Genomic DNA, 25411 nt, shown 5'->3' on the forward strand with positions numbered 1-25411 from the left:
GAAGAACATGTTCGAACGGTTCACCGACAGGGCCCGGAGGGTGGTTGTCCTCGCGCAGGAGGAAGCGCGTCTGCTCAACCACAACTACATCGGGACCGAGCACATCCTCCTGGGTCTGATCCACGAAGGCGAAGGCGTCGCCGCGAAGGCCCTCGAATCGCTCGACATCTCGCTCGAAGCGGTCCGGGCCCAGGTCCAGGAGATCATCGGCCAGGGGCAGCAGGCCCCGACCGGCCACATCCCCTTCACGCCCCGCGCGAAGAAGGTTCTCGAGTACTCGCTCCGCGAGGCACTCCAGCTCGGCCACAGCTACATCGGCACCGAGCACATCCTCCTCGGCCTCATCCGTGAGGGCGAGGGCGTCGCAGCCCAGGTCCTCGTCAAGCTCGGAGCCGAGCTGAACAAGGTGCGCCAGCAGGTCATCCAGCTGCTGTCGGGCTACCAGGGCGGTCAGAGCGGCGAGAAGACCGGTGCCGGCGTCGGCCAGGCCCAGGGCGAGGGCACCCCGGCGGGGTCGCTCGTGCTGGACCAGTTCGGCCGCAACCTCACCCAGGCCGCCCGCGAGGGCAAGCTCGACCCGGTCATCGGGCGCGAGAAGGAGATCGAGCGGGTCATGCAGGTGCTGTCCCGCCGCACGAAGAACAACCCGGTCCTCATCGGTGAGCCCGGCGTCGGCAAGACCGCCGTCGTGGAGGGCCTGGCCCAGGACATCGTCAAGGGCGAGGTCCCGGAGACCCTCAAGGACAAGCAGCTCTACACCCTCGACCTCGGCTCGCTCGTCGCGGGCAGCCGCTACCGCGGTGACTTCGAGGAGCGGCTGAAGAAGGTCCTCAAGGAGATCCGCACCCGCGGCGACATCATCATCTTCATCGACGAGATCCACACCCTCGTCGGTGCCGGTGCGGCCGAGGGTGCCATCGACGCCGCGAGCATCCTCAAGCCGATGCTGGCGCGCGGTGAGCTGCAGACGATCGGCGCGACGACGCTCGACGAGTACCGCAAGCACATCGAGAAGGACTCGGCGCTCGAGCGGCGCTTCCAGCCGATCCAGGTCCAGGAGCCGACGCTGCCGCACGCCATCGAGATCCTCAAGGGCCTGCGCGACCGCTACGAGGCCCACCACCGGGTCACCATCACCGACGGCGCGCTCGTCGCGGCGGCGAACATGGCCGACCGCTACATCAACGACCGCTTCCTGCCCGACAAGGCCATCGACCTCATCGACGAGGCGGGCGCGCGCCTGCGCATCCGCCGGATGACGGCCCCGCCGGACCTGCGCGACTTCGACGAGAAGATCGCCGCGCTCGTCCGCGAGAAGGAGTCGGCCATCGACGGCCAGGACTTCGAGCGTGCGGCGCGCGTCCGCGACGACGAGAAGCGCCTGCGCCAGGAGAAGGCCGCCCGTGAGGCGCAGTGGAAGTCCGGTGACATGGACGTCGTCGCCGAGGTCGACGAGGAGCTCATCGCCGAGGTCCTTGCCGCCAGCACCGGCATCCCGGTGTTCAAGCTGACGGAGGAGGAGTCGAGCCGGCTGCTCCACATGGAGGACGAGCTGCACAAGCGCATCGTCGGCATGGACGACGCCGTCAAGGCGCTGTCGCAGGCGATCCGGCGCACACGTGCGGGCTTGAAGGACCCGCGTCGTCCGGGTGGCTCGTTCATCTTCGCCGGCCCCACCGGCGTCGGTAAGACCGAGCTGGCCAAGACGCTCGCCGAGTTCCTCTTCGGCAGCGAGGACGCGCTCATCAGCCTCGACATGTCGGAGTTCTCCGAGAAGCACACGGTCTCGCGCCTGTTCGGTTCGCCCCCCGGCTACGTCGGCTACGAGGAGGGCGGCCAGCTCACCGAGAAGGTGCGCCGCAAGCCGTTCTCGGTCGTGCTCTTCGACGAGGTCGAGAAGGCCCACCCGGAGATCTTCAACTCGCTGCTGCAGGTGCTCGAGGACGGCCGCCTGACCGACTCCCAGGGTCGGATGGTCGACTTCAAGAACACCGTCATCATCATGACGACGAACCTCGGCACGCGCGACATCTCCAAGGCCTCCATGGGCTTCAGCGCCGGACCCGACAGCCGCTCGGACTACGAACGGATGAAGGCGAAGGTCACCGACGAGCTCAAGCAGCACTTCCGCCCCGAGTTCCTCAACCGCGTCGACGACACGATCGTGTTCCCGCACCTCAGCAGGGACGAGATCACCCAAATCGTCGACCTCGAGATCGCCAAGCTCGACAAGCGGCTCAAGGACAAGGACATGGGCATCGAGCTCACGCCCGCGGCCAAGAACCTGCTCGCCAAGAAGGGCTACGACCCCGTGCTCGGTGCGCGCCCGCTGCGCCGCACCATCCAGCGCGAGATCGAGGACGCGCTCTCGGAGAAGATCCTCTACGCCGAGTTCACGTCCGGCCAGTACGTCAAGGTCGACACCGAGGGCGAGGGCAAGGAGGAGACGTTCACGTTCTCCGACATGGCCCACCCGGGCAAGACGCACCGCCCCGCGGACGATCTGCCCGAGCTGCCCGAGGGCGCCGCGCTCGACGAGGCGCTCGGCGTCAACGTCACGGCCGGCCCGCCCGTGCCCGACGACACGGTCTACCCCGACCGCGGGGTGTCCGGCGAGCGCTGAGGCACGGTCCGGAGCCGGCGCTTCGTCGGCGTCACGAGGCACCATCGGCCGAAGGGGCCGGGGACACGTTCCCCGGCCCCTTCGCCGTCCTCCCCCATGGCCGTTCCGCTCCACTTCGCCCGCCGCGGCCTCGACCGGGGTCTGACGCCGGTGCACCGCGGGGTCAGACCGGGGTCGTAGCCGCGCCGCATGCATGGGGACCGGCGGCCGACGACGTGGCAGGTCGTCCGAGGCGAGGGTGGACGCCATGAGCAACCACGACCCGAACGCGCCCGAGGGCCTCGTCGCCCGCGACCTCGTCATGACCTACGGCCACACCCCCGGCCAGACGCCGCCCGCGCTGGGCGGCGTCGACCTCACCGTCCACCGCGGCCAGAGCATCGCCGTCATGGGCCCGTCCGGCTCGGGCAAGACGACGCTGCTGCACGTCCTCGCCGGCATCCTGCGACCCACCGGCGGCCAGGTGCTGTGGCGCGGACGCGACATCGCACGCCTGTCCGACCGGGAACGGACCACACTGCGCCGCAAGGACTTCGGCTTCGTCTTCCAGCAGGGCATGCTCCTGCCCGAGCTGCCCGCGGTGGAGAACGTCGCCCTCCCGCTCATGCTCGACGGCCTGTCGCGGCGGGCCGCCACCCGGCAGGCCCTGCCCCTGTTCGCACCCCTCGGCCTCGCCGGCCTGGAGAAGCGGCGCCCGGGCGAGCTCTCCGGCGGACAGGCCCAGCGGGTCGCCATCGCGCGCGCCATGGTGGCGCGGCCCGGCGTCGTGTTCGCCGACGAGCCCACCGGTGCGCTCGACCAGCACACGAGCGCCGAGGTCATGCGGCACCTGACCGACCTCGCCGCACACACCGGGGCATCGCTCGTCGTCGTGACCCACGACGAGAACGTCGCTGCGTGGTGCCAGTCCGTCGTGCGGGTGCGGGACGGACGGGTCGTGGAGCGGACGACAGCCCGTTCGACGTCGGGTCACACCTCCGGTGCCGTGCTCGGAGTCGGGCGGTGAGGGCCGCGCTGTCGCTCTGGTGGCGCCTGCGTCGAGCCGCCGCCGAGTCGGACCGGGTGCCGAGCGTCCTTGCCGTCGTCTCGTTCGCCGTCGCCACCGCGGCCCTGCTCGTCAGTGTCGCCGGCCTGTCGGCGTTCGAGGCGCGCAACACGACCCCGCCGCACGCCAGCGTCGCCGGCCTCTCCATCGACGCCGCGACGCTCGGCGAGCTGTACGTCACGCTGGCGTGGATCGCCACGACCTGCCTGGTCATCCCGATCCTGACCCTCGGCGGGGTGGCGGCGAGACTGGCCATCGCCCGGCGCGACCAGCGTCTGGCCGTGCTGCGCCTCGCGGGTGGGACGACCGGACAGGTGACCCTGATGACGCTGGCCGAGGCCGCCGCGCAGGCGCTCGTCGGTGCCCTGGCCGGCGTCGTCCTCTACGTGGCCGTGCTACCGCTCGTGGCCCGGCTCACGTTCCAGGGGCGCACCTTCGAGCTCGGCGAGCTCTTGCTACCGCTGTGGAAGACCGGCCTGGTCGTCGCGGCAGTCGTCGTCGTGGCCCTGCTGTCCGGGGCCTCGAGCCTGTCCCGGGTGGTCGTGAGCCCGCTCGGCGTCGCCGCCCGCACGAGTCCGAGGCGACTGAGCCTGCTCCGGCTCCTCGTGGCGGCGGCCGCCGGTGCCGCCTGGCTGCTCGTCATCACCCCCATGAAGGAGCCGGACCGCGTCGTCATCGTCCTCGTGCTCGGCGCGATGATCCTGGCCGTCAACGCCGTCGGGCCCTGGGTCGTCATGGTCGCCGGCCGCGTCGCGGCACGGGTCGCGCCCACGGCGACGACGCTGCTCGCAGCCCGGCGCATCGTCGATGACCCGAAGAGCACATGGCGAGCCGTGGGTGCCCTCGGGCTCGCCGTCATCGTCACGGGGTTCACGAGCCTCACCTCGGTCGACGACTCCGCCAGGGGGCTCGAGCGCTACCTCGCGGCAGATCTCAGCACGGGATCGTTCGTGACCCTGGCGATCATCACCGTCGTCGGAGCGACGTCGACGGGCGTGGTGCAGGCCGCGCGCGTCCTGGACCAACGCGACCAGTACCGCGCGCTCGCCCTGGCCGGGACCGGCCAGAGGTCCCTGCACCGGGCGCGTGCCCTCGAGGTCGCGCTCCCGCTCGCGGTGACCATCGGCGTGTCGGCTGGGTTCGTCGTCGTGCTCATGCTGCCCTTCGGCAGCCAGCTCGACTCGGCCCTGGTCGTCCGCTTCGTCCTGACGTCGGTGCTCGCGGGAGCGGTCGTGCTGGCATCGGTCCTCGCCTCGCGGTCCCTGGTACGGACGGCCTCCCGCGTCGCGTGAACCGGTCGTCTACGGTGGGGCGGTGACTTTCGTGCACCGCCCCACCGCGCGCCGTCGCACCGGGCTGCGGGGCACCGTCGTGGCTGCCGTCGTCGGCGCCGTCACGCCGGCCCTGCTCGCCGCGTGCACCGCCGCACCGGCCCCGTCCAACGGCTCCTCGGCAGCCGGCACGGCCAGAGGGTCGGGCTCGTCGGGTCCGGCGAGCCCGTCGTCCGCAGCGTCGGGCGGCGTGACCGGTGCACCCGCCCCGCTGGCCGCGCTCGTGAAGCGCCTCTACGCCGGTGGCGACCTCGGACCGGCCGTCAGCCCCACGGCGAAGTCCGCTCTGGCACAACGCAAGCCGGCGCCGGTTCCGCCGGGCGCCAAGGCGTCGGTGGGCTCCTGGATGGGCACGCCGGTAGCCGTCGTCACCGCGGGTGCGGACGTCACGCTCGCCGTCGGACCCACGTGGAGGGTCGTCGGCGGCTGGTGGCCCGGTCTCGGCATCGACCGGCCGAGCCTCGGGCCCAAGGGCCCTCGCTGGGTGCTCGCCATCGGGTCCGACGCGCGCAAGGGCCAGCCCCTGGAGCGCACGCGTGCCGACGTGCTCCAGGTCATCGGCGAGGACGGCTCCGGCGGCGGGGGCGTCATGGGTATGGCGCGCGACCTCTGGGTGCCGCTGTCGACCGGCGGCAAGGGGAAGATCAACTCCGCCATGGTGTTCGGCGGTCCGTCGGCGCAGGTGGACACGGTGCGACGAGTCACCGGGCTGCCGGTGCGGGGCTACGTCGTCATCGGGTTCGCCGGGTTCAAGAAGGTCGTCGACGAGCAGGGTGGCATCCCGATCGTCGTGCCGAAGACCGTCGTCGCCTCGCACGCCAGGAACCTCGTCATCAAGGCCGGTGCCCAGACCTTGAGCGGCGCCGAGGCCCTCGCCTACGCCCGGGAGCGAAAGACGCTCCCGGACGGGGACTTCGGCCGCTCGCGGCACCAGGGCGAGGTCATCCTCGCGGCAGCGGTCAAGGCCAAGCTCGCCGGTCCCATCGCCATCCCACAGGCCCTGACGAGCTTCAGCAGGGTGGGCAGGAGCAACCTCGACGCCGAGGAGATCCTGACGTTCACGGCCGGCCTGCACACGCTCAACCCGCTGAAGGTGGGCCGCGGCGTCGCCAAGGGCGCGTTCGGCTGGGCGGGTGGCCAGTCCATCGTGGTGCTCGGCGCCGAGGCGCGACGCCTCTTCGCGCAGTTCCGCGACGGGAACCTCTCGTGAGCGCCGACGCCGGCGTGGGCGTCGGCGCGGACGTCGGTGCAGGCCTGCCGGTGATCCGCCGCGCCCGGACCGCGGACGTCCGCGGCATCCGGGCGCTCGTCGCGCCCCTCGCCGAACGGCGCGTCCTCGTCAGCAAGGAGGCGGTGACCTACTACGAGTCGGTGCAGGAGTTCCGTGTCGCCGAGGTCGACGGGCGCGTCGTGGGGTGTGGGGCCCTGCACGTCATGTGGGAGGACCTCGCCGAGGTGCGTACGCTCGCCGTCGCCGACGACCAGCTCGGCACGGGCCTCGGCGGACGCATCCTCCGCGAGCTGGTCGAGGACGCCCGCGAGCTCGGGGTCCGGCGCCTGTTCTGCCTGACGTTCGAGACGCGGTTCTTCGAGCGGCACGGGTTCGTGCCGATCGAGGGCCAGGCGGTGTCGCACGCCGTCTACGCGGAGCTGCTGCGCTCCTACGACGAGGGCGTCGCGGAGTTCCTCGACCTCGAACGCGTCAAGCCGAACACCCTGGGCAACACCCGGATGCTGCTGACCCTCTGAGGCCGTGGCGAGCCGCGGTCAGCGGTCGGCGCCCGCGACCCCCCGCTCACGGCGGCCCGACGCCGCATAGATCCGGCGCACGACGTCCTCGATGTCGGGATCCTCGATGGTCAGGTCGCGAACGTCGTGGCGCGCCGACACGTGGGCGAGCACGGCCGCCGCCGTCGTCCTGGCCGGGTCGAACGACAGGCGCTGCCGCAGGCCCTCGGACTCGCTCGCCACGAGCGTCGCTCCGGGGACGGTCTGCAGGTCGGGCGTCGGCTGGGCCAGGTCCAGCACGAGCAGCCGCTGGGCGCCGACCGTCGCGGCGAGGCCCGGCAGCGTGCCGTCGAAGGCCAGGCGGCCGTGGTCGACGACGAGCACACGGTCGCAGAGGCGCTCGATGTCACCCATGTCGTGGGTCGTGAGCAGCAGCGTCGTGCCGCGCTCCCGCCGCTCGCCGACGAGGAACTCGCGCAGCCGCTGCTTGGACAGCACGTCGAGCCCGATCGTCGGCTCGTCGAGCACGAGCAGGTCGGGCGAGTGCAGGAGGGCGGCGGCGATCTCCGCCCGCATCCGCTGCCCCAGCGAGAGCGATCGCACCGGCGTGCCGAGCTCCGCTCCCATCTCCAGCTGCTCGACGAGCACGTCGGTCCGGGCGCGGGCGCGGGAGTCCTCGAGCCGGTGGATGGCGGCGAGGATCGTGAAGGACTCGCGCAGCGGCAGGTCCCACCACAGCTGGGAGCGCTGGCCGAAGACGACGCCGACGCGTCGCGCGACCTCCACCCGCTGACGCATCGGGTCGAAGCCGCACGTGCGGACGTGACCCGAGGTGGGCTTGAGGATGCCGGTCAGCATCTTGATCGTCGTCGACTTGCCCGCGCCGTTGGCGCCGATGTAGCCCACCGACTCGCCGGGCTCGACCGTGAACGACAGGTGGTCGACCGCGCGGGTGCGTCTGAAGTCGCGCACGAGGTCACGGGTCTCGATGATGCTCATCCGCCTGCTCCTTGGTAGTGACGAGTGCCGAGCCGCCAGCAGAGGGCCGCGACGGCCCACGCGAAGAGTGCCGCCAGCGGCGTGCACCAGGCGAGCCACGTCGGGGCGAGGTGGTCGCCCCGCAGGTCGAGGATGGCGACCGCCGGCACGTAGGCGACGAACGCCGTCGGGACGACGAACATCCAGAAGATCCGCAGCAGGTCCGGGAACACCTGCTGGCTCTGCTGCGCGGCGTAGGAGCCGCCGTAGGTGAACGCGTTGGTGAACTCGGACCCGTCGACGAGGAAGAACTGCAGACCGCCGGCCGTCGTGAAGAGAGCCGCGAAGATCGCCGTGCCGCTGACGACGGTGAGGACGAGGAGCGCGACGGTCGCCCAGGACCACGAGATCGAGGCAGTGCTCAGGGCGACGGCGAGGGCCACGACCGCCACCGACATCCGCCCGACCCGGCGCAGGGACAGGTCGCTCGTCACCAGCTGGGCGAGCAGCGGCAGGGGGCGCACGTAGAAGGCGTCGACCTGTCCGGCCCGGATGTAGGTCGGCAGCTGGTCCAGGTGGCCCACGAGCATGTCCGCGACCGCGAACGCGAGGTTGGACAACGCGAAGACGAGCAGCGCGGCGGTGAAGTCGAGACCGCCGAGCACGTCGACGTTGTGGAAGATGACCCACACCTCGGCGAACTCGGCCAGCCCGGCTCCCAGCGTCCCGAGCACGTCGGTGGCGAACGAGGTCCGGTACTGCATCTGTGCGCGGGCCCGCGAGGCGAGCAGGACGCGGTAGGGGCGCAGCCGGTTCCCGACCGCGCTCGCGGCCGGGTGCGACGCCGCGCGACCCCTCGAGGGCCGGCCCGTCTTCGGGGCGCTCGTCAGCTCAGCCACCCTGCACCTCCAGCCGACGGCGACCGGCCCGCATGACGACCTGGCCCAGCGCGACGAGCGCGACCGCCCAGAACACCTGGCCGGCCAGGGTGGGCAGGACCTGCGACCCCGTCACGCGACCGGCGAGGATGTCGATGGGGTTCTGCAGCATGGACGGGAACGGCGACCACTGGGCGATGGTCCGCAGCCAGCCGGGAAACCACGGCACCGGCACGTAGAGACCGCACAGGAGGCCGCCGGTGATCATGTAGAGCAGACGCACTCCGCGCACCTCGACGAGCCAGAAGGCGAGGAGGTTGACGACGAAGCTTCCCGCGAAGGCCACGACGACGGCGAGGACGACCGACCCGAGCCCGGCCAGCCAGGTCACCGCGCCGTCCGGCCAGGCCAGGTCGAACAGCAGGGCGCCGATGAGCAGCGCCGGGGCACCACGGGCCAGCAGGTTGATGCCGGCCCTGCCGAGATCGGCTGCGAGGTAGGCGAGCTGGGGGTCGATGGGGCGCAGGAAGTCGACCGCGATGTCGCCCGTGCGCACCCGTTGGCCGACCTCCTGGAAGCCCCAGAGGTTGACCGTGCCGAGCAGTGCCTGCCCCCACCACACGAACGCGACGGCCGTCGGCGCGTCGTAGCCACCGATCGCCGAGCCGGCCGAGGCGATGGCCGCGAGCACGATCGAGGCTCGGATGAGCCCGAAGACCGAGTTGGTCGTCATGCCTGCCAGCAGCGCGAGGCGGTACGTCGAATGACGCCGGAAACCGGCGCGGACGAGCAGCCAGAACGTCCTCATGACGCGTCGAGACCCCCTTCGAACCAGCTCACCCGGCCCGTGGCGCAAGGGGCGACGCTACAAGTCCCGGGCCGCGCGGGCAACCTGCGGCGTGCGACCGGACTCCGCTCCTCTAGCGTGGGCCCGTGCCACGCTCCCCCCGCGACCTGACGCCGGCTGCCGTCGAGTTCCTCACCGTGCGGCACCTCGCGACCCTCACCACCACGCGTCGCGACGGCTCGCCACACGTGACGCCGGTCGGGTTCACTTGGGACACCGAGGCTCTCGTGGCGCGGGTCATCACGAGCCGCACGAGCCAGAAGGCCGTCAACGCGGCCCGCGGCGGGCGCGTCGCGCTCTGCCAGGTGGAGGGGCGCCATTGGCTGACGCTCGAGGGCACGGCGCGCGTCGTCGACGAGCCGCCCGCCGTCGCCGACGCCGTGCGTCGGTACGCGGCCCGCTACCGGCAGCCGCGTCCGAACCCGCAGCGGGTGGTCGTGGAGATCCACGTGGACCGCGTCCTCGGCAACGTCTGACCCGCCGCGTCTCGGTGGCGACGACGGTCAGCCACCGGCAGGGCGTGCCTGCACCGCCGAGGCGCGGGCTCGGCCCGTCGGGTCCCGGTCAGGCGGGGAGGCGGTAGCGGTGCTCGGCGAGCGGCTCGACGAGTCCGTCGGCGACGAGGGAGTCGAGACACCGCATGACCTGGGCGAGGTCCGGGCCGCTGCCGGTGAGGTCGTCGAGCGCGACGGCGACGTGCCATTCGCGCAGCCGCCGCAGCAGCTCGCCGCGGACCTGTCGGTCGGTGCCGTGCCAGGCCTGTCCGCGCCGCGGCGGCCCGTCGTGGGCCGGCCGACCGGCGAGGTTCCAGGCGCAGAGGTCGGCGACCGGACACTCCCCGCAGCGAGGTCCGCGCGCCACGCAGACGAGCGCACCGAGCTCCATGACGGCGACGTTCCACGTCGTCGCGGTGCCGCGGTCGGCCGGCAGGGAGTCGGCGGCCAGGCGTGTCTCGGCCCGGTTGAGCGTGAGGTTGGGCAAGGCCTTGCCCTCCACGGCCCGGGCCAGGACGCGGCGCACGTTGGTGTCTACGACGACCTCCGGCAGGCCGAAGGCGAAGCACGCGACGGCGGCGGCCGTGTAGGCGCCGACTCCGGGCAGCGCCAGCAGCCCCTCGGGCGTGCCCGGCACCTGCCCGGCGTGCCGGTCGACCATGGCGGTGGCGGCCTCGTGCAGCCGCAGCGCGCGCCGGGGGTACCCGAGCCGGCCCCACGCGCGCACGGCGTCACCGGGCGCCGCGGCGGCGAGCGCGGCGGGCGTCGGCCAGCGCTCCATCCACTCCCGCCAGATCGGCTCGACCCGGCCGAGCGGCGTCTGCTGCGACATCACCTCGGACAGGAACACGCCCCACGGGGTGCAGTCCGGCGCCCGCCAGGGCAGCTCCTTGCGGCCGGCCTCGGCGTACCAGGCGTTGACGCGCTCGTGGAGCAGCGGCGTGGCGACGGGTGAGGCAGGCACCGACGCATCGTAGGCGCCCGCGCCGACGTCACTGGTCAGCACCGCGGCGAGAGCAGGGAGACGACTCCGACGCGCCGGGCGGGCAGCGTGTCAGACGTAGCGCTCGAGGATGCTGGACTCGGCCAGGCGCGACAGCCCCTCCCGGACCGCGCGGGCGCGGCCCTCACCGACGCCGTCGACGAGCATGAGGTCCTCGATGCCCGCCGCGAGCAGCCGTTGGAGCGACTCGAAGTGGACGACGAGGCGCTCGACGATGGCGCTCGGCAGACGCGGGACCTTGGTCAGCAGCCGGTAGCCGAGCGGGCTGACCGGTGCGTCGAGGCTGTCGCCGACGACGGTGAACCCGACGGCCCGGGCACCGGCCGACAGGTCGAGCAGCTCGACGGAGTTGAGCGACTCGAGGTTGGCCAGCGCCTCCTCGAGCGTGAGGTCGGACTTCGTCGCCGGCAGGTAGTCGCGGATGACGAGCTCACGGTCGTTGCCGAGGCCGCCGACGAGCTCCTCGAGCTGAAGGCTGAGCAGGCGGCCGTCGGTGCCGAGCTCGACGACGTAGTCCTGGATCTCGGCCGAGATGCGCCGGACCATCTCGAGGCGCTGGAGCACCGCGGTGACGTCGCGGACGGTGACGAGGTCCTCGATCTCGAGGGCCGACAGCGTGCCGGTGACCTCGTCGAGGCGCGCCTTGTAGCGCTCGAGGGTCTGCAGCGCCTGGTCGGCGCGCGACAGCGTGGTCGGCGAGCCCTCGATGACGTGGCGGCGGTTGCCGACGTACAGCGCGACGACGCCCATCGACTGGCTCACCGAGATGACGGGGAACCCGGTCTGCTTGGCGACCCGCTCGGCGGTGCGGTGCCGGGTGCCCGACTCGGTGGTCTCGATGCTGGAGTCGGGGACCAGCTGGGTCGCCGCCCGCAGGATGCGCGCCCCCTCGCGGTCGAGCACGACGGCGCCGTCCATCTTGCACAGCTCGCGCAGACGGGTGGCGGAGAACTCGACCTCGAGGGCGAACCCACCCGTGCAGATGGACTCGACGACACGGTCGAAGCCGAGCACGATGAGGGCGCCGGTGCGTCCACGCAGGATCCGTTCGAGGCTGTCCCGCAGCTCGGTCCCGGGGGCCACCGCGGCGAGGGCCGCGCGCAGCAGCAGCTCGTCGTTCCGGTCCATCACGTCCCTGTCAGCGTGGGGCGAGCCCATCGCGTCGACCCCGGTCGGTCGCAGTCTAGACGGTGCCGAGAGCATGCGCCCCCGCTGTCCGGTCACCGGCAAGGCGTCCGATGGCCTCGATGGCGCGAGGCACGTCGGAGACCTCGACGGCCCGGAGGCCTTGCGGCACGGTCGTATCGGCGAGGCTCCCCGCGGGCACGAGCGCGTGCCGGAAACCGAGACGGGCAGCCTCGGACAGGCGGCGGTCGAGACCGGTGACGCGCCGGACCTCGCCGGCGAGGCCGACCTCGCCGAGGGCGATGACGTCGGGGGCGAGCGGCTGGTCGACGACCGACGACGCGACGGCGCACACGATGGCGAGGTCGGCGGCGGGCTCGGTGATGCGGACGCCGCCGACGGTGGCGGCGAAGATGTCGCGGGAGCCGACCGGCGCGCCGGCGCGCTTGTCCAGGACGGCGATGACCATCGCGAGGCGCGACGCGTCGAGCCCGCTCGACGTGCGACGTGGCGACGGCAGCGGCGACGGCGCGACGAGCGCCTGAACCTCGGCCACGAGGGGTCGCCGACCCTCGAGGGTGACGGTGACGCACGTGCCGGCCACGGCGTGGTCGCGGCTCGACAGGAACAGGCCGCTCGGGTCGGGCAGCCCGACGATGCCGACGTCGGACAGGTCGAAGCAGCCGACCTCGTCGGTGGGGCCGTACCGGTTCTTGACCGCGCGCACGAGCCGCAGCCGCGAGTGGCGGTCGCCCTCGAACTGGACGACGACGTCGACGAGGTGCTCGAGCACGCGCGGCCCGGCGATGGAGCCGTCCTTGGTGACGTGGCCGACCAGCAGCACCGCCATGCCCCGGGACTTGGCGGCCTGGATGAGGCTCGCGGCGACCTCGCGGACCTGGGAGACGTTGCCCGGCTGGCCCTCGACGTCGGCGCTGGCGACGGTCTGGACCGAGTCGACGACGAGCAGCTGCGGCGCGCGCGCCTCGACGTGCCCGAGGACGGTGCCGAGATCGGTCTCGGCCGCGAGGTACAGGCTGTCGGCGAGCGCCTCGATCCGCCCGGCCCGGGCCCGCACCTGCGGGGCCGACTCCTCCCCGCTGATGTAGAGGACCTCGGCGCCGGAGCGGGCCGCGCGCGCCGCGACGTCGAGCAGCAGCGTCGACTTGCCGACGCCGGGCTCGCCGGCCACGAGGACGACCGCCCCGGGCACGAGGCCGCCGCCGAGGACCCGGTCGAACTCGGCCACCCCGGTGGGGCGTGCGGCTGCCTGGGTGACGTCGACGTCGCCGATCCGCGGCGCCGGGTCGACGACGGACGCCGCCGCGGTGCGCGCCGTCGTGGCGCCGACCTCGGCCACGGCCCCCCAGGCCTGGCACTCGCCGCACCGCCCCACCCACTTGACGGTGGTCCAGCCGCACTCCGCGCAGCGGTACCCGGGCGCGCGCCGGCCCGTCGTCGACGATCTCGTCACGGTCCTGGATGCCATGGCGACGACCGTAGGGCCCGGGACCGACACCGGCCGGAAGGCCGGCCGGAAGACCGGCCGGTGGCGAGGCCGAGGCCCTCTCACGTGCGTGCGAGACTGGAGGCATGGAGTCGGTCATGCCGTACGTGCTCGCCGTCGTGCCGACGATCGGTGTGGCCACGCTGTTCTATTTCCTCATCAAGACCATTCTCGAGGGCGACCGGCGTGAGCGCCTCGCCCAGGCGAAATGGGAGGCCGAGCACGACCGCCGTGAACGGGCCCAGCGCCTCGACCGGACCGGCGAGGGGATCTCGGACATTTCCTCCGACGCCTCGCACGACGTGAATGGACCTCGTGCCGGGGAGGGTTCGGGCACCGACCGCGTCGACCACTGACACGGCCATTCAGAGAATGCGGTCTTCCGGGGACAGCCCCGATCGGCATTCGCCCGAGGCGGCCACACACAACGACGAGGCGACCTGAAAGGTCACGTTTCGGCAATTCACCGCCATTCAGGGCCTCATTTCCCCCGGGGTAAATGCATTTCGGGACCGGGAGCGGTAAATTGATCCTGCCCGCCACGGCGGGCATGCATTTCCCCTCCAGAACAACCCATCATCTGAAGACGGAGAAACATGGCTCAGCGTGTCGAAGTGAGACTCATCGACGACATCGACCAGGGTGACGCCGACGAGACCGTGACGTTCGCCCTCGACGGCGTGACGTACGAGATCGACCTGTCCGACCAGAACGCGAAGAAGCTGCGCGAGGACTTCGCCTCGTGGGTCGGCCACGCGCGACGCAGCGGCGGCGCCTCGCGCGCGGCGACCAAGCGACGCGGGGGCGGGTCCCCCAAGCGCGACCTCGGCGCGGTGCGCGAGTGGGCCCGGGCCAACGGTCACCAGGTCTCCGACCGCGGCCGCATCTCGGCCGAGGTCCAGGAGGCCTACGACAAGGCGCACTGACGCCACCGGTCGGCGCACGGCTCCAGCAGGGCCCGGCACCCGACGGTGCCGGGCCCTCGCGCGTCCCGGCCGGCGTCAGACCCGGCGGCGGGCCGGTGTCAGGCATGCGGCAGGCCGGTGCCAGGCATGCGTCAGGCGCTGGTGATCGAGGCGGCGAGGTCGCCGTCGGAGGCCACCCGCTCGACGACCTCCTCCATCCGCAGCTGCTCGAAGGTGCCGCCGTCCGCGCCGGCCTCGACCTCGTCCCACGAGCGCGGGCACGCCGCCGTCGGCCGCTCCCGGCCCCGGAGCGAGTACGGGCAGACCGTGGTCTTGGCGGCGACGTTCTGGCTCCAGTCGAGGAAGACCTTGCCGTCGCGCAGCTCCTTGGCCATCTTCCACACCACGAGGTCGGGGTGCTTCTTGCTCAGCTCCTGGGCCAGCTGCTGGACGGTGTCGCGGATGGCGTCGCTCGTGTGCTCGCCCGGTAGGACCGCGTACAGCTGCATGCCCTTGCTGCCGCTCGTGACCGGGACCGTGTCCAGGCCGATGGTGCCCAGACGCTCACGCACGACGAGCGCGACGTGCGCGCACTCGGGCAGGCCCGTGCCGGGGCCCGGGTCGAGGTCGATGACGAGCCGGTCGGGGTTGCGGGCCACCGCGTCGCGGCCCTCGCCCTCGTACCTCCACTGGTGCACGTGCAGCTCGAGGGAGTTGAGGTTGGCGAAGAACGTCAGGCCGGCGAGGTCGTCGACGAGCGGGAACACCGGGTCCCGGCCGGCACGCCGGATCCATGACGGGGTCCCGGCGGGGATGTTCTTCTCGAAGAACTGCATGTCCCCGACGCCGTGGGGGTAGCGGATGCGGGTCACGGCGCGGTCGCGCAGGTGCGGCAGGATCACCGGGGCGACGCGCGCGTAGTAGTCGATGACCTGCGCCTTCGTCGTCCCGGTGGCCGGGTACATGACCTTCTCGAGGCTCGACAGACGCATCCGGCGCCCCTCGACCTCGACGGTGACCTTCGGCGGTTCGACCGGCATCACTCCCCCTCGACGGCGTCGTCGACGTCACCCGGAGTCAGGTCGGTGCGCAGCCCCTTGAACGCCGGCTGGCGCAGCCGGCCCTGCCCGCTCAGGCCGAGCGACTGGACGTCGGCGACGAGCACGGGATGCACCCACGTCGCGCCGTCGGCGTCCTCACGGGGCACGTCCGTCCCGAAGGGCGAGTCGGCCGACGCCAGGGGCGTCAGGTCGCGCAGCAGCGCCTGCCCGCTGCGCCCGGCCAGCCCGGCGCCGACGCGGCCGAGGTAGCGCAGGCCGCCGGACGCCGGGACGCCGACGAGCACCGAACCGAGCCGGCGCGACCCGGACCCGGCCGCCTCGGGGCGCCACCCGCCGATGACCACCGACACCGTGCCGCGGTGCGGCGACTTGAGCCAGGCGGCGGACCGGACGCCGGGCAGGTAGGCCGAGTCGACCCGCTTGGAGACGACACCCTCGAGTCCCTGCTCGCGGGTCGCGTCGTGCAGCGCGACGCCGTCGGCGAAGGTCGGCGGGGTCTGCCAGCGGGCGGTCGACAGCTCCAGCCGCTCGAGCGTCGAGCGCCGGTCGCTCCACCGGCGGCCGAGCAGGTCGACGCCGTAGAGCCGCAGCAGGTCGAAGGCCATGAGGGTCACCGGCGCCTCCTCGGCGAGCCGGGCGGCCCGCCGCACGTCGGTGACGTGGAAGCGCTCGGCCATCGCGGCGAACGACGGGACCCCGCCGCGCATGGAGACGATCTCGCCGTCGAGGAGCATGTCGGCGTACTCCGAGCGCAGCCCCTGCAGCTCCGGAAAGGCGACGGTGACGTCGCGCTCGGTGCGTGAGTACAGCCGCAGCCGGCCGTCCGAGACGTCGGCCAGGACGCGCATCCCGTCCCATTTCACCTCGTGCCGCCACGTGTTCCCGGTCGGAATGGCCGACGCGGGCGTCGCGAGCATGGGGCGCATGGGTGCATTCTTGTTCCCATGCGAGCCATCTGGAAGGGCGCCGTGTCGTTCGGACTGGTCAATGTGCCGGTCCGGCTGTTCTCGGCCACGGAGAACCACGACGTGCAGTTCCGCCAGGTCCACGAGAAGGACGGTGGACGAATCCGGTACCAGCGCGTCTGCGCAATCGACGGCGAGGAAGTCCCGTATTCGGACATCGCCAAGGGATACGAGACCTCCGACGGCCAGATGGTCGTGCTCTCCGACGAGGACATGAAGAGCCTTCCCTCACGCTCGTCCAAGGAGATCTCGATCGAGAAGTTCGTCCCCTCCGAGCAGATCGACCCGCTCCTTTTCGACCGGAGCTACTACCTCGAGCCGGACAAGACCGGCCTCAAGCCCTACGTGCTGCTCCGTGACGCTCTGGAGAAGGCCGACCGGATGGCCCTCGTCACCGTCTCGATCCGCACCCGCATGACCCTCGCGGTGCTGCGGGTCCGCGAGGGCGTCATCGTCCTGCAGACGCTGCTGTGGGCCGACGAGGTGCGCAAGCCGGAGTTCGAGTCGCTGTCGGAGGACACGCACGCCACGCAGAAGGAGCTGGCCATGGCGTCCTCGCTCGTCGACTCGCTCTCGGGCGACTACGAGCCCGACGAGTTCGAGGACGACTACTCGGAGGCCGTCGAGGCGCTCGTGTCCTCCAAGATCGAGGGCGGCGAGCTCAAGGAGACGCCGCAGCGCGCCGAGGAGGAGACCGAGGTCGTCGACCTGCTCGCGGCCCTGCAGCGCAGCGTCGACCGGGCCAAGGCCTCGCGCGGCGGGGCGGGCGGTGGCGCGTCGTCCGCAGCAGGGACGGCCGACGAGGCCGACGAGGCCGAGGCCGGTGGGACGTCCGGCGGCGGGAAGGGCGCCAAGAAGGCGGCGGCGAAGAAGTCCGCCACCAAGGCGGGCGAGAAGAAGGCGTCGACCGCGAAGAAGTCCGCCGCGAAGAAGTCCTCGCGCAAGGCCAGCTGACCAGCCGGACCGCCGCGTCGGACGAGACCCATGTCACTACCCCACGGGTCGGCTCGAGTTTTCCCGAGCCGCCGCCGGCGGGAGGATGGACGCGTGCAGATCGTCACCGTCGAGGAGCTCCAGAAGCGTCTTCGTGGCCTGCCGGACAACCCGCGCATCGTCACGAGCGGCAACATGGCCATGCCGCTCGAGGCCGTGCAGGCGGTCGACGAGGCCGTGCCGGCCTACGTCCTCCACGCGCTCAACGCGCCGAAGGGGCTGCCCGAGCGGGACGGGGTCACCGTCGAGACGTGCTTCGTCGGCCCGGGCATGCGTCGCCACCCGAACCTGCGGTACGTGCCCTCGCGGCTCTCCCTCGTGCCGCTGCTCTACCGGCGGTCGCTGCCGCCCGACGTCGTCCTCGTGCACTGCGCGCCGCCGGTCGACGGGCAGGTCAGCCTCGGGGTCGAGGTCAACGTGCTGCCGGCCGCGATCGAGGCGTGTCGCGCCCGGGGTGGGCTCGTCGTCGCGGTGCTCAACCCGCGGATGCCGTACACGTTCGGCGACGCACAGGTGCCGGTCGAGCACGTCGACCTCGCCGTCGAGGTCGACGCGCAGCTGGCCGCGCACGTGCCGGTGCCGCCGGACGCCGACAGCGCGGCCATCGGACGGATGGTCGCCTCGATGGTCCCGGCCGGCGCGACGATGCAGCTCGGTATCGGTGCCGTTCCGGACGCCACTCTCGAGGCCCTCGTCGGGCGCCGGGACCTGCGCGTGTGGACCGAGATGTTCTCCGACGGCATCCTCGCCCTCGACGCGGCGGGGGCGCTCGACCGTGACCACCCGCTCGTGACCTCGTTCGTCTTCGGCTCACCCGACCTCTACGAGTGGCTCGACCGCAACCCGAGGGTCCGGATGCTGCGGACCGAGAAGACCAACGACCCCGGCCTCATCGCCCAGCAGCGTCGGATGACCTCGGTCAACACGGCCCTCGAGGTCGACCTGTTCGGGCAGGCCAACGCCTCACGCATCGACGCCCGCATCCACTCCGGGTTCGGGGGGCAGACCGACTTCATCGTCGGGGCGCTGCACTCGCCCGGCGGCCAGTCCTTCATCGCGCTCCGGTCGTGGCACCCGAGGGCGGACTGCTCGACGGTCGTGCCCCTCGTCGACGAGCCGGTGACGAGCTTCCAGCAGAGCGCGTTCGTCACCGAGCACGGCGTCGCGGCGCTGTGGGGCCGCAGCGAGCGCGAGCAGTGTCACGACATCATCGAGAACTGCGCCCATCCCCGCGTCCGCGACGACCTCTGGGAGGAGGCGCACGCGCTCGGCCTCACGTGAGCCGACCACCCCTCGGGCCGGGAGGCCCGACCACGCGGGACCGGCGACCCTAGGGTGGGCCGCATGAGCCAGACCGACGCCTCCCGTCCCGTCGCCGTCGTCACCGGGGGCACCCGCGGCATCGGCCTCGCCGTCGTCCGCGACCTCGCACCAACCCACCACGTGGTCGTGGGTGGCCGCAGCACCGAGTCGGTCGGCCGCGTCGTCGGCGAGCTGCCTTCTGCCGAGGGGCTGGTCGCCGACCTGGCCGACTGCGCACCGGGGGGCTCGCTCGACGCGGCGCTCACCGACCTCGCGGTCCGCCTGCCGCGCGTCGACGTCCTCGTCCACTCGGCGGGCATCCTGCGCAGCGGCACGGTGGCCGAGGCGCCGGTCTCGGACTGGGTGGAGTCGCTCACCGTCAACGTCGTGGCGGTCGCTGCGGTGACGCGTGCCCTGCTGCCCGCCCTGCGGACCGCTCGGGGACGCGTCGTGGCCCTCAACTCGGGCTCCGGCTTCGCGAGCTCGCGGGGCGGGGGCGCCTACGCCGCATCGAAGTTCGCGCTGCGCGCCCTGACCGACGCGTTGCGCGAGGAGGAGCGCGGCAACGGGGTGCGGGTCACGTCGGTGCACCCCGGACGCGTCGACACCGACATGCAGCACGAGCTCGTCTCCTTCGAGGGCGCCGACTACGACCCGCAGCGCTACCTCGACGTCGAGTCGGTCGTCGCCGCGGTGCGGCTCGCGCTCGAGGCGGGTCCGCGCGCCAACGTCGACAGCATCAGCGTCCGCCCCCGCGGCTTCACCGCCTGACGGTCCGGCCCGCGGGCGCCGTGCCGGCACGTCGTTCCCGCCGCGCGCCGGGTGTCAGATGCGGCTGGCACCACGCGTCGGGACGGTGGCCAGCCGGGCGAACGCGAGCGCCTCGGCGAGGTCCAGCTCACGGTCCTCGGCCGACAGCTTGCGCGTCGACACCTCGACGACGACGTCCCCGGACCAGCCGGCGTCGGCGAGCAGCTCGAGCACCTCGGAGCACGGCTGGCTCCCCCGCCCGGGAACGAGGTGCTCGTCCTTGAACGACCCCAGCCCGTCGGCGAGGTGCAGGTGTGCGAGCCGTGGGCCGAGCGCGCGGGCCATCGCGACGGCGTCCGACCCCGCGGTGGCCGTGTGCGACAGGTCGAGGGTGACGCTGTCGTAGCGCTGGTCGACGGGGTCCCAGTGCGGCAGGTAGGCCAGCACGTCGCGACGGGCCGTGCGCCACGGGTACATGTTCTCGACGGCGAGCCGGACTCCGGCCGCGGCCTCCCGCTCGGCGATCCCGTCGACGAACTCCGCCGCGTAGTCCTTCTGCCAGCGGAACGGGGGGTGGAGCACGACGACCGGCGCACCGACCTCGAGCGCGAGGTCGACCGACCGGTCGATCTTGGTCCACGGGTCCGTGCCCCAGACCCGCTGGGTCAGCAGGAGCGTCGGGGCATGGACCGAGGCGATCGGCAGGCCGTGCAGCTCGGACAACGCGCGGAGCGCACCGGGCTCGCGGGTGACCGGGTCGGTCCACACCATGACCTCGACCGAGTCGTAGCCGAGCCGGGCCGCCGTGGCGAACGCGGTGGCGGCGTTGCCGGGGTACACCGACGACGTCGACAGCCCGATGCGGATCGTCATCCGGCCATTGTCGGCATCACCCGACGAGGTGGTCGAGGCGACGGAGGATGAGCCCCTCGCGCAGCGCCCAGGGGCAGATCTCGACGCGTTCGACCTGGAGCAGGTCGAGCGCAGCCTCGGCGACGAGGGCCCCGGCGAGCAGCTGGCGTGCCCGGCCCTCGGACACGCCGGGCAGCGCGGCACGGGCGGCGACGTCCATACCGGTGAGCTTCTGGCCGATCACGTGGAGGTCGCCGCGGGTCATCGACCGCGCCACGAACGGTCCCTCGGCGCGCGGTGCGGCACCGGCGATCCGCGCCAGCGAGCGCATCGTCTTCGACGTGCCGACGACGCGGTCGGGGACCCCACCCGTGAGGAGGGGGCGCACGTTCTCGCCCAGCGTCGCGCGGATGCCGGACCGGACGCGGCGGACGACGTCGGGCTCGGGCGGGTCGCCGGGCAGCTGCTCGCGTGTCACCCGTCCGGCGCCGAGGGGGAGGCTGAGCGCGACGTCGGGCTCCTCGTCGAAACCGGCCGCCAGCTCGAGGGAGCCACCGCCGATGTCGACGACGAGGACCCGCCCGCTCGACCAGCCGAACCAGCGTCGCACCGCGAGGAACGTCATGCGAGCCTCGTCGACGCCGCTCAGCACCTCGAGGTCGATGCCGGTCTCGGCGCGCACCCGGTCGATGACGGCCTCGCCGTTCGGCGACTCACGCAGGGCCGACGTGGCGAAGGCGAACAGGTCGGTGACGCCCTGGTCGTCGGCCACCTCGAGGCACTCGTGCAGGAACGCGACGAGCCGGTCGGCGGTGCCGTCGTCGACGCGTCCCTGCGGGTCGAGGCTCTCGGACAGGCGCAGCTCGGTCTTGTGCGAGAAGGCCGGCAGCGGGTGGGCTCCGGGGTGGGCGTCGACGACGAGGAGGTGGACCGTGTTCGACCCGATGTCGACGACGCCCAGACGCATGCCCTCACCCTAACGGCGGCCGCGGTCGCGCCCCCCGGACCGCCCAGCGGGCGGGCAGCGACCGGTCACGGGGTGCGGCGGCTGAGGGTGAGCGAGCCGAGCGCGAGCGCGCCGACGATGAACGCGACGACGATGCCGAGGGACCGCAGCGCGTCCCCGGTGCCGTCGGCGCTCGAGGTGATGGCGTTCATCGCGTCGACGGCGTACGACAGCGGCAGGACGTCGGAGATCCACGACAGGAGGGTCGGCAGCTGGTCGCGAGCGACGAAGAGGCCGCAGAGCAGCGCCTGCGGCAGCACGAACGCCGGCATGAACTGGACGGCCTGGAACTCCGTGCGCGCGAAGCCGCTCGCGAGCAGACCGAGCGCGGTGCCGAGGACCGCGTCGGCGAGGGCGACGACCAGCAGCAGCCACAACGGGCCCGCGACGTCGAGGCCGCACACCCACACCGCGAAGCCCGTCGCGACCACGCCCTGGACGATGGCCAGCCCGCCGAACGCGAGTCCGTAGCCGAGCATGAAGTCACCCTTGCCCATCGGCGTCGTGAGCAGGCGTTCGAGGGTGCCCGACTGCCGCTCGCGCAGCGTGGCGATCGACGTGACGATGAACATGACGATCATCGGGAAGATCCCGAGCAGGGCCGGCCCGATGTGGTCGAAGACCGGCGTGCCGTCGAAGATCCAGGCGAGCAGGCCGAGCAGGACGCACGGCACGACGAGGATCATGGCGATGGTGCGGTGGTCGGTGCGGACCTGGCGCAGGACGCGTCCGGCGGTGGCGAGGGCGAGGCCGGGGTTCACGACGCGCTCCTCTCGCGCGCGGCCTCGGCGTCGATGAGGGCGAGGAACGCGGCGTCGGCGTCGGCAGCGCCGGTGCGGGCGAGCAGCTCGTCCGGCGTGACGTCGGCGAGGACGCGTCCCTCGCGCAGGAGGACGAGCTGGTGGCAGCGCGTCGCCTCGTCCATGACATGGCTCGAGACGATGAGGGAGTGGCCCGCCTCGGCGAGGTCGCGGAAGAGGTTCCAGAGGTCGCGCCGCAGCACGGGGTCGAGGCCGACGGTCGGCTCGTCGAGGACGAGCAGGCTGGGTCGGCCGACGAGGGCGGCCGCGAGCGAGACGCGCGACTCCTGCCCGCCGGACAGGTCGCGGACGAGCTGGTCGGCGTGGGAGGCGAGGTCGACCTCGGCGAGGGTCCGGTCCACGGCCGCCCGCAGCTCCGGACCGCGCAGCCCGACGGCCCGCCCGAAGTAGGCGACGTTCTCGCGGACGGTGAGGTCGGCGTAGACGCTCGGGGTCTGCGTGACGTACCCGACGTCGGCCCGGAGCGGGGCCGAGCCGGCGGGGTGCCCGAGGACGGTGACGGTGCCCGACTCGATGACCTGCACGCCGACGATGCACCGGATCAGCGTCGATTTTCCGGAGCCGGAGGGGCCGAGCAGCCCGACGACCCTGCCCGAGGGCACCTCGAGGTCGAGACCGGGCAGCACGAGGCGCTTGCCGCGCACGACGCGCAGGTCGCGGACGACGACCGCCGGGTCCGACGAGTTATTCATCATGCGATGAAATCTACTCCTCGGCCCCCGCGCTGTAAACGGGTTCGGCCGGTCCGACCCCGGCCGGTGCCGAGCGGCCGAACAGGTGGTGCTCGATGACGGGCCCGATGCGCTCGACGAGCTGCTCGACGCTCGCATCGGCGACCCCCGGCATGCGCAGGACGTACCGCATGACGACGAGCCCGATGATCTGCGAGGCCACGAGGCCGCCCCGCAGCTGCACGTCGGGCAGCCCGAAGGCGGCGGCGACCCGGCCGAAGATCTCGCGGCCGAGGAACTCGCGCAGCACCCGGGCGGCGTCCTCGCTCGTCATGCTCGATCGCACGAGCGCCACGAGGGCGTCGCGCCGGTCACCGGGCTCCCACACCGCCAGGAACGTCTCGATGACACGCCGGCCGACGCCGTCCGGGCCGCCGGCCAGGATGCGCTCGACGATCCGGGCCGGGTCCACGGGCACCGACAGCGTCTCGGCGAACAGGGCCGCCTTGCCGTCGAAGTAGTGGTGGACGAGGGCGGGGTCGACGCCGGCCTCGCGCGCGATGCCGCGCACGCTCGCCTTGTCGTAGCCGTGCGTCGCGAAGGACCGGCGCGCGGCGTCGACGATGGCGGCGCGGGTGTCTGCCCCGCCCGGACGCCGGCCCCTCCCCCGCGGCGTCGGTCTCGCTGTCATGCACCACACGGTAGGCCCCACCGGTTCCCTCGGCGACCACCGTGCTCGCGCTCGCCCGGGTGCCGGAGCGCACCGTCGGACCGACGCGGACGCGAACAGGGTGTTCGCCCCGGAGGAAGACGGACGTAGGGTGTGCCGGTGGCCGAAGCACCCCTTGACCTGCCTCGCGTCTGGGTGGAGTTCACCGACCCGGCGGACGCCGACCAGCGCTTCCGGTGCGACCTGACCTGGCTCACGAGCAGCTGGACCTGCATCTTCGGCTCGGGGTGCCACGGCATCTACGCCGACCGGCCCGACGACGGGTGCTGCACGCTCGGGGCACACTTCACCGAGAAGGCCGACTGGAAGCGGGTCCAGCGGGCCGTCGAGGAGCTCGGTGAGGACGAGTGGCAGTACCACTCGGTCGGCACTGCCACCGGCGACAAGGACGACTGGACCGAGAAGGAGGACGGCGCCCGCAAGACCCGGGTCGTCGACGGCGCCTGCATCTTCCTCAACCGTCCGGGGTTCCCGGCGGGCGTGGGCTGCGCGCTCCACCAGCACGCCGTGCTCACCGGCGTGCAGCCGCACACGCTCAAGCCCGACGTCTGCTGGCAGCTGCCGATCCGCCGCACCTTCCGCACCGTCGAGCTGCCCGACGAGACCAGCTACCTCGAGGTGACGATCACCGAGTACGACCGGCGTGGCTGGGGCCCGGGCGGCCACGACCTCGACTGGTACTGCTCGGGCAACCCCGAGGCGCACGTCGGCCGAGAGCCGGTCTACCGCTCCAACGAGGCCGAGCTGGTCGAGCTCATGGGCCCCATGGCGTACGCCGAGCTCGTCATCCGCGCCGAGGCGCACCTGGCCCAGGTCAAGGCGGTCCGCGCTCGTGGCGTCCGCAAGCTGCTGCCGCTGCTCGTCCACCCGGCGACGCTCGACGCGCAGGGCGAGCGGCTGCGACCGGCGCCGCGCTCGCCGGGCCGGGACGCGGGAGCCGCACGGTGAGCGAGGTCATCCCCTCCCCCAACATCTGGGACTCCCCGGACGTCTACGAGATCGAGAACCTCGGCGTCGACCGCGACCACGTCATCGAGGCGGCCATGCGCTCGGTGCTCGACTGGGCGGACCGCGACGTCGTCGACATCGGCTGCGGCACGGGTTTCCACCTGCCGATGTTCGCCGGTTCCGCGCGGACGGTCGTCGGCGTGGAACCACACCCGCCGCTGGCCGCCCTTGCGGCGCAACGGGTCTCACACCTGCCGAACGCCTCGGTCCGCGAGGAGGCAGCAGCCGCGATCGGGGTGCCCGACGGGTCCTTCGACGTCGCGCACGCCCGCTGGTCCTACTTCTTCGGCCCCGGCTGCGAGCCCGGGCTCGCCGAGCTCGACCGGGTCATGCGCCCCGGCGGTGCCGCGTTCGTCATCGACAACGACGCCACCCGCTCGACCTTCGGCACGTGGTTCCGGCGGGCGCTGCCGTCCTACGACCCGCGCGCCGTCGAGCGCTTCTGGCAGCGGCGGGGCTGGTCCCGCGAGCGCCTCGACATCCGCTGGGACTTCGACTCGCGCGAGGACTTCGAGTCCGTCGTCGGCATCGAGTTCGCGCCGGAGCACGCCGACCTCGTCCTGGCGGAGCACCCCGACGCGACCGGCGTCGACTACGCGGTCAACCTCTGGTGGCGCCGCTACTGACCTGACCTGCCCACCGCCGTCGGACCGTCGCCTCGAGCCCGCGCCGAGGCGCCGTCGTGGTCATTTCTGCCCATTCCCGCATCGCAGCGGATGGGCATCACGACCGACGCGGCACCCGGGCCGCCGTTCCTACCGTGGCTGCACGGACCACAGGAGGAACAC

General features: G+C 72.6%; 26 protein-coding genes. 13 read left to right on the top strand and 13 right to left on the bottom strand.

What is annotated here, in order from left to right; genetic code table 11:
* Positions 1 to 7: 7 nt before the first annotated feature.
* From AC1VM9_RS02175 to AC1VM9_RS02195, 5 genes are all read left to right on the top strand, one after another.
* Positions 8 to 2623, top strand: a complete 2616-nt coding sequence (locus AC1VM9_RS02175) for an ATP-dependent Clp protease ATP-binding subunit (RefSeq protein WP_481340396.1) — start codon at positions 8 to 10, stop codon at positions 2621 to 2623.
* 247 nt (positions 2624 to 2870) lie between these two features.
* On the top strand, positions 2871 to 3629 hold the full coding sequence (locus tag AC1VM9_RS02180; RefSeq protein ID WP_483120918.1) for an ABC transporter ATP-binding protein: 759 nt from the start codon (positions 2871 to 2873) through the stop codon (positions 3627 to 3629).
* Entirely contained in the window at positions 3626 to 4960 is a 1335-nt protein-coding gene (locus AC1VM9_RS02185; RefSeq protein ID WP_483120920.1) for an FtsX-like permease family protein, read from the top strand. Before AC1VM9_RS02180 ends, AC1VM9_RS02185 begins: the two co-directional genes overlap by 4 nt.
* A gap of 22 nt (positions 4961 to 4982) precedes the next feature.
* Positions 4983 to 6209, top strand: coding sequence for an LCP family protein (locus tag AC1VM9_RS02190; protein ID WP_483120922.1), 1227 nt, complete (start codon positions 4983 to 4985; stop codon positions 6207 to 6209).
* Positions 6206 to 6748, top strand: coding sequence for an amino-acid N-acetyltransferase (locus AC1VM9_RS02195; protein WP_481340388.1), 543 nt, complete (start codon positions 6206 to 6208; stop codon positions 6746 to 6748). Before AC1VM9_RS02190 ends, AC1VM9_RS02195 begins: the two co-directional genes overlap by 4 nt.
* A gap of 18 nt (positions 6749 to 6766) precedes the next feature.
* On the opposite strand, the gene AC1VM9_RS02200 is transcribed toward AC1VM9_RS02195, so the two are convergent.
* From AC1VM9_RS02200 to AC1VM9_RS02210, 3 genes are read right to left on the bottom strand one after another with little or no spacing between them, the layout of a single operon-like run.
* Entirely contained in the window at positions 6767 to 7726 is a 960-nt protein-coding gene (locus tag AC1VM9_RS02200) for an ABC transporter ATP-binding protein (RefSeq protein WP_481345632.1), read from the bottom strand.
* Entirely contained in the window at positions 7723 to 8604 is an 882-nt protein-coding gene (locus AC1VM9_RS02205; RefSeq protein WP_483120925.1) for an ABC transporter permease, read from the bottom strand. Before AC1VM9_RS02205 ends, AC1VM9_RS02200 begins: the two co-directional genes overlap by 4 nt.
* Positions 8597 to 9391, bottom strand: coding sequence for an ABC transporter permease (locus AC1VM9_RS02210; RefSeq protein ID WP_481340382.1), 795 nt, complete (start codon positions 9389 to 9391; stop codon positions 8597 to 8599). The genes AC1VM9_RS02205 and AC1VM9_RS02210 overlap by 8 nt, the downstream gene beginning before the upstream one ends.
* 125 nt (positions 9392 to 9516) lie before the next feature.
* Here AC1VM9_RS02210 and AC1VM9_RS02215 point away from each other — a divergent pair, with 125 nt between their 5' ends.
* The gene (locus tag AC1VM9_RS02215; protein ID WP_481340380.1) at positions 9517 to 9906 is read left to right on the top strand and encodes a pyridoxamine 5'-phosphate oxidase family protein; all 390 of its coding nucleotides are present in this window, start codon (positions 9517 to 9519) and stop codon (positions 9904 to 9906) included.
* Between the two features lie 88 nt (positions 9907 to 9994).
* Here AC1VM9_RS02215 and AC1VM9_RS02220 read toward each other — a convergent pair whose 3' ends face one another.
* The 3 genes from AC1VM9_RS02220 to radA all read right to left on the bottom strand — a co-directional run bounded on the left by AC1VM9_RS02220 (position 9995) and on the right by radA (position 13541).
* The gene (locus AC1VM9_RS02220) at positions 9995 to 10888 is read right to left on the bottom strand and encodes an HhH-GPD family protein (RefSeq protein ID WP_483120927.1); all 894 of its coding nucleotides are present in this window, start codon (positions 10886 to 10888) and stop codon (positions 9995 to 9997) included.
* Between the two features lie 90 nt (positions 10889 to 10978).
* The gene (gene disA, locus AC1VM9_RS02225; RefSeq protein ID WP_481340376.1) at positions 10979 to 12055 is read right to left on the bottom strand and encodes a DNA integrity scanning diadenylate cyclase DisA; all 1077 of its coding nucleotides are present in this window, start codon (positions 12053 to 12055) and stop codon (positions 10979 to 10981) included.
* 55 nt (positions 12056 to 12110) lie between these two features.
* Positions 12111 to 13541, bottom strand: coding sequence for a DNA repair protein RadA (radA, locus tag AC1VM9_RS02230; RefSeq protein ID WP_481340374.1), 1431 nt, complete (start codon positions 13539 to 13541; stop codon positions 12111 to 12113).
* A gap of 104 nt (positions 13542 to 13645) precedes the next feature.
* Between radA and AC1VM9_RS02235 the strand changes: the two genes are divergently transcribed.
* Both AC1VM9_RS02235 and AC1VM9_RS02240 read left to right on the top strand, forming a co-directional pair.
* Complete coding sequence (locus AC1VM9_RS02235) at positions 13646 to 13915, top strand: hypothetical protein (RefSeq protein WP_483120929.1); 270 nt, start codon at positions 13646 to 13648, stop codon at positions 13913 to 13915.
* Between the two features lie 240 nt (positions 13916 to 14155).
* The gene (locus AC1VM9_RS02240; RefSeq protein WP_481340370.1) at positions 14156 to 14485 is read left to right on the top strand and encodes a histone-like nucleoid-structuring protein Lsr2; all 330 of its coding nucleotides are present in this window, start codon (positions 14156 to 14158) and stop codon (positions 14483 to 14485) included.
* A gap of 131 nt (positions 14486 to 14616) precedes the next feature.
* On the opposite strand, the gene ligD (AC1VM9_RS02245) is transcribed toward AC1VM9_RS02240, so the two are convergent.
* Both ligD (AC1VM9_RS02245) and ligD (AC1VM9_RS02250) read right to left on the bottom strand, forming a co-directional pair.
* Positions 14617 to 15504: a non-homologous end-joining DNA ligase gene (gene ligD, locus AC1VM9_RS02245; RefSeq protein WP_483120931.1), complete on the bottom strand. Its 888-nt coding sequence runs from the start codon at positions 15502 to 15504 to the stop codon at positions 14617 to 14619.
* A complete protein-coding gene (gene ligD, locus AC1VM9_RS02250) occupies positions 15504 to 16451 on the bottom strand; it encodes a non-homologous end-joining DNA ligase (protein ID WP_481345741.1) in 948 nt (315 codons plus the stop codon). Before ligD (AC1VM9_RS02250) ends, ligD (AC1VM9_RS02245) begins: the two co-directional genes overlap by 1 nt.
* An 18-nt stretch (positions 16452 to 16469) precedes the next feature.
* On the opposite strand from ligD (AC1VM9_RS02250), the gene ku reads away from it, so the two are divergent.
* The 3 genes from ku to AC1VM9_RS02265 all read left to right on the top strand — a co-directional run bounded on the left by ku (position 16470) and on the right by AC1VM9_RS02265 (position 19556).
* Positions 16470 to 17444: a non-homologous end joining protein Ku gene (gene ku / locus AC1VM9_RS02255; RefSeq protein ID WP_483120933.1), complete on the top strand. Its 975-nt coding sequence runs from the start codon at positions 16470 to 16472 to the stop codon at positions 17442 to 17444.
* Positions 17445 to 17537: 93 nt separating this feature from the next.
* Complete coding sequence (locus AC1VM9_RS02260; RefSeq protein ID WP_483120935.1) at positions 17538 to 18764, top strand: acetyl-CoA hydrolase/transferase family protein; 1227 nt, start codon at positions 17538 to 17540, stop codon at positions 18762 to 18764.
* Positions 18765 to 18827: 63 nt separating this feature from the next.
* Positions 18828 to 19556, top strand: coding sequence for an SDR family oxidoreductase (locus tag AC1VM9_RS02265; protein WP_483120936.1), 729 nt, complete (start codon positions 18828 to 18830; stop codon positions 19554 to 19556).
* Between the two features lie 54 nt (positions 19557 to 19610).
* Here AC1VM9_RS02265 and AC1VM9_RS02270 read toward each other — a convergent pair whose 3' ends face one another.
* The 5 genes from AC1VM9_RS02270 to AC1VM9_RS02290 form a co-directional block, all read right to left on the bottom strand.
* Entirely contained in the window at positions 19611 to 20408 is a 798-nt protein-coding gene (locus AC1VM9_RS02270; protein ID WP_483120938.1) for a sugar phosphate isomerase/epimerase family protein, read from the bottom strand.
* Between the two features lie 16 nt (positions 20409 to 20424).
* Positions 20425 to 21354 (bottom strand): Ppx/GppA phosphatase family protein, encoded by a 930-nt coding sequence (locus AC1VM9_RS02275; RefSeq protein ID WP_481340356.1) that lies wholly within the window; start codon positions 21352 to 21354, stop codon positions 20425 to 20427.
* A gap of 65 nt (positions 21355 to 21419) precedes the next feature.
* Positions 21420 to 22154: an ABC transporter permease gene (locus tag AC1VM9_RS02280; RefSeq protein ID WP_481340354.1), complete on the bottom strand. Its 735-nt coding sequence runs from the start codon at positions 22152 to 22154 to the stop codon at positions 21420 to 21422.
* Positions 22151 to 22909: an ABC transporter ATP-binding protein gene (locus AC1VM9_RS02285; RefSeq protein ID WP_481345745.1), complete on the bottom strand. Its 759-nt coding sequence runs from the start codon at positions 22907 to 22909 to the stop codon at positions 22151 to 22153. Before AC1VM9_RS02285 ends, AC1VM9_RS02280 begins: the two co-directional genes overlap by 4 nt.
* Positions 22910 to 22919: 10 nt before the next feature.
* Positions 22920 to 23576: a TetR/AcrR family transcriptional regulator gene (locus AC1VM9_RS02290; protein ID WP_481340350.1), complete on the bottom strand. Its 657-nt coding sequence runs from the start codon at positions 23574 to 23576 to the stop codon at positions 22920 to 22922.
* Positions 23577 to 23714: 138 nt separating this feature from the next.
* Between AC1VM9_RS02290 and AC1VM9_RS02295 the strand changes: the two genes are divergently transcribed.
* Together AC1VM9_RS02295 and AC1VM9_RS02300 are read left to right on the top strand one after the other, a co-directional pair.
* Positions 23715 to 24563 carry a DUF3109 family protein gene (locus AC1VM9_RS02295; RefSeq protein WP_483120941.1) on the top strand — a complete coding sequence of 283 codons (849 nt, stop codon included), beginning with the start codon at positions 23715 to 23717 and terminating at the stop codon, positions 24561 to 24563.
* On the top strand, positions 24560 to 25249 hold the full coding sequence (locus AC1VM9_RS02300) for a class I SAM-dependent methyltransferase (RefSeq protein WP_481340346.1): 690 nt from the start codon (positions 24560 to 24562) through the stop codon (positions 25247 to 25249). Before AC1VM9_RS02295 ends, AC1VM9_RS02300 begins: the two co-directional genes overlap by 4 nt.
* The last annotated feature ends 162 nt before the right edge of the window (positions 25250 to 25411 follow it).

Source organism: Monashia sp. HAY1-11D (assembly GCF_056868035.1).

Excerpts from the sequence above, each read along its gene's own strand:
- AC1VM9_RS02180 (WP_483120918.1), top strand. The coding sequence starts at position 2,871 with ATGAGCAACCACGACCCGAACGCGCCCGAGGGCCTCGTCGCCCGCGAC.
- disA (WP_481340376.1), bottom strand. The coding sequence starts at position 12,055 with ATGGACCGGAACGACGAGCTGCTGCTGCGCGCGGCCCTCGCCGCGGTG.
- AC1VM9_RS02175 (WP_481340396.1), top strand. The coding sequence starts at position 8 with ATGTTCGAACGGTTCACCGACAGGGCCCGGAGGGTGGTTGTCCTCGCG.
- ligD (WP_483120931.1), bottom strand. The coding sequence starts at position 15,504 with ATGCCGGTCGAACCGCCGAAGGTCACCGTCGAGGTCGAGGGGCGCCGG.
- AC1VM9_RS02290 (WP_481340350.1), bottom strand. The coding sequence starts at position 23,576 with ATGACAGCGAGACCGACGCCGCGGGGGAGGGGCCGGCGTCCGGGCGGG.
- AC1VM9_RS02285 (WP_481345745.1), bottom strand. The coding sequence starts at position 22,909 with ATGATGAATAACTCGTCGGACCCGGCGGTCGTCGTCCGCGACCTGCGC.
- AC1VM9_RS02210 (WP_481340382.1), bottom strand. The coding sequence starts at position 9,391 with ATGAGGACGTTCTGGCTGCTCGTCCGCGCCGGTTTCCGGCGTCATTCG.
- radA (WP_481340374.1), bottom strand. The coding sequence starts at position 13,541 with ATGGCATCCAGGACCGTGACGAGATCGTCGACGACGGGCCGGCGCGCG.
- AC1VM9_RS02265 (WP_483120936.1), top strand. The coding sequence starts at position 18,828 with ATGAGCCAGACCGACGCCTCCCGTCCCGTCGCCGTCGTCACCGGGGGC.
- AC1VM9_RS02235 (WP_483120929.1), top strand. The coding sequence starts at position 13,646 with ATGGAGTCGGTCATGCCGTACGTGCTCGCCGTCGTGCCGACGATCGGT.
- AC1VM9_RS02270 (WP_483120938.1), bottom strand. The coding sequence starts at position 20,408 with ATGACGATCCGCATCGGGCTGTCGACGTCGTCGGTGTACCCCGGCAAC.
- AC1VM9_RS02240 (WP_481340370.1), top strand. The coding sequence starts at position 14,156 with ATGGCTCAGCGTGTCGAAGTGAGACTCATCGACGACATCGACCAGGGT.
- AC1VM9_RS02200 (WP_481345632.1), bottom strand. The coding sequence starts at position 7,726 with ATGAGCATCATCGAGACCCGTGACCTCGTGCGCGACTTCAGACGCACC.
- ku (WP_483120933.1), top strand. The coding sequence starts at position 16,470 with ATGCGAGCCATCTGGAAGGGCGCCGTGTCGTTCGGACTGGTCAATGTG.
- AC1VM9_RS02275 (WP_481340356.1), bottom strand. The coding sequence starts at position 21,354 with ATGCGTCTGGGCGTCGTCGACATCGGGTCGAACACGGTCCACCTCCTC.
- ligD (WP_481345741.1), bottom strand. The coding sequence starts at position 16,451 with ATGCGCCCCATGCTCGCGACGCCCGCGTCGGCCATTCCGACCGGGAAC.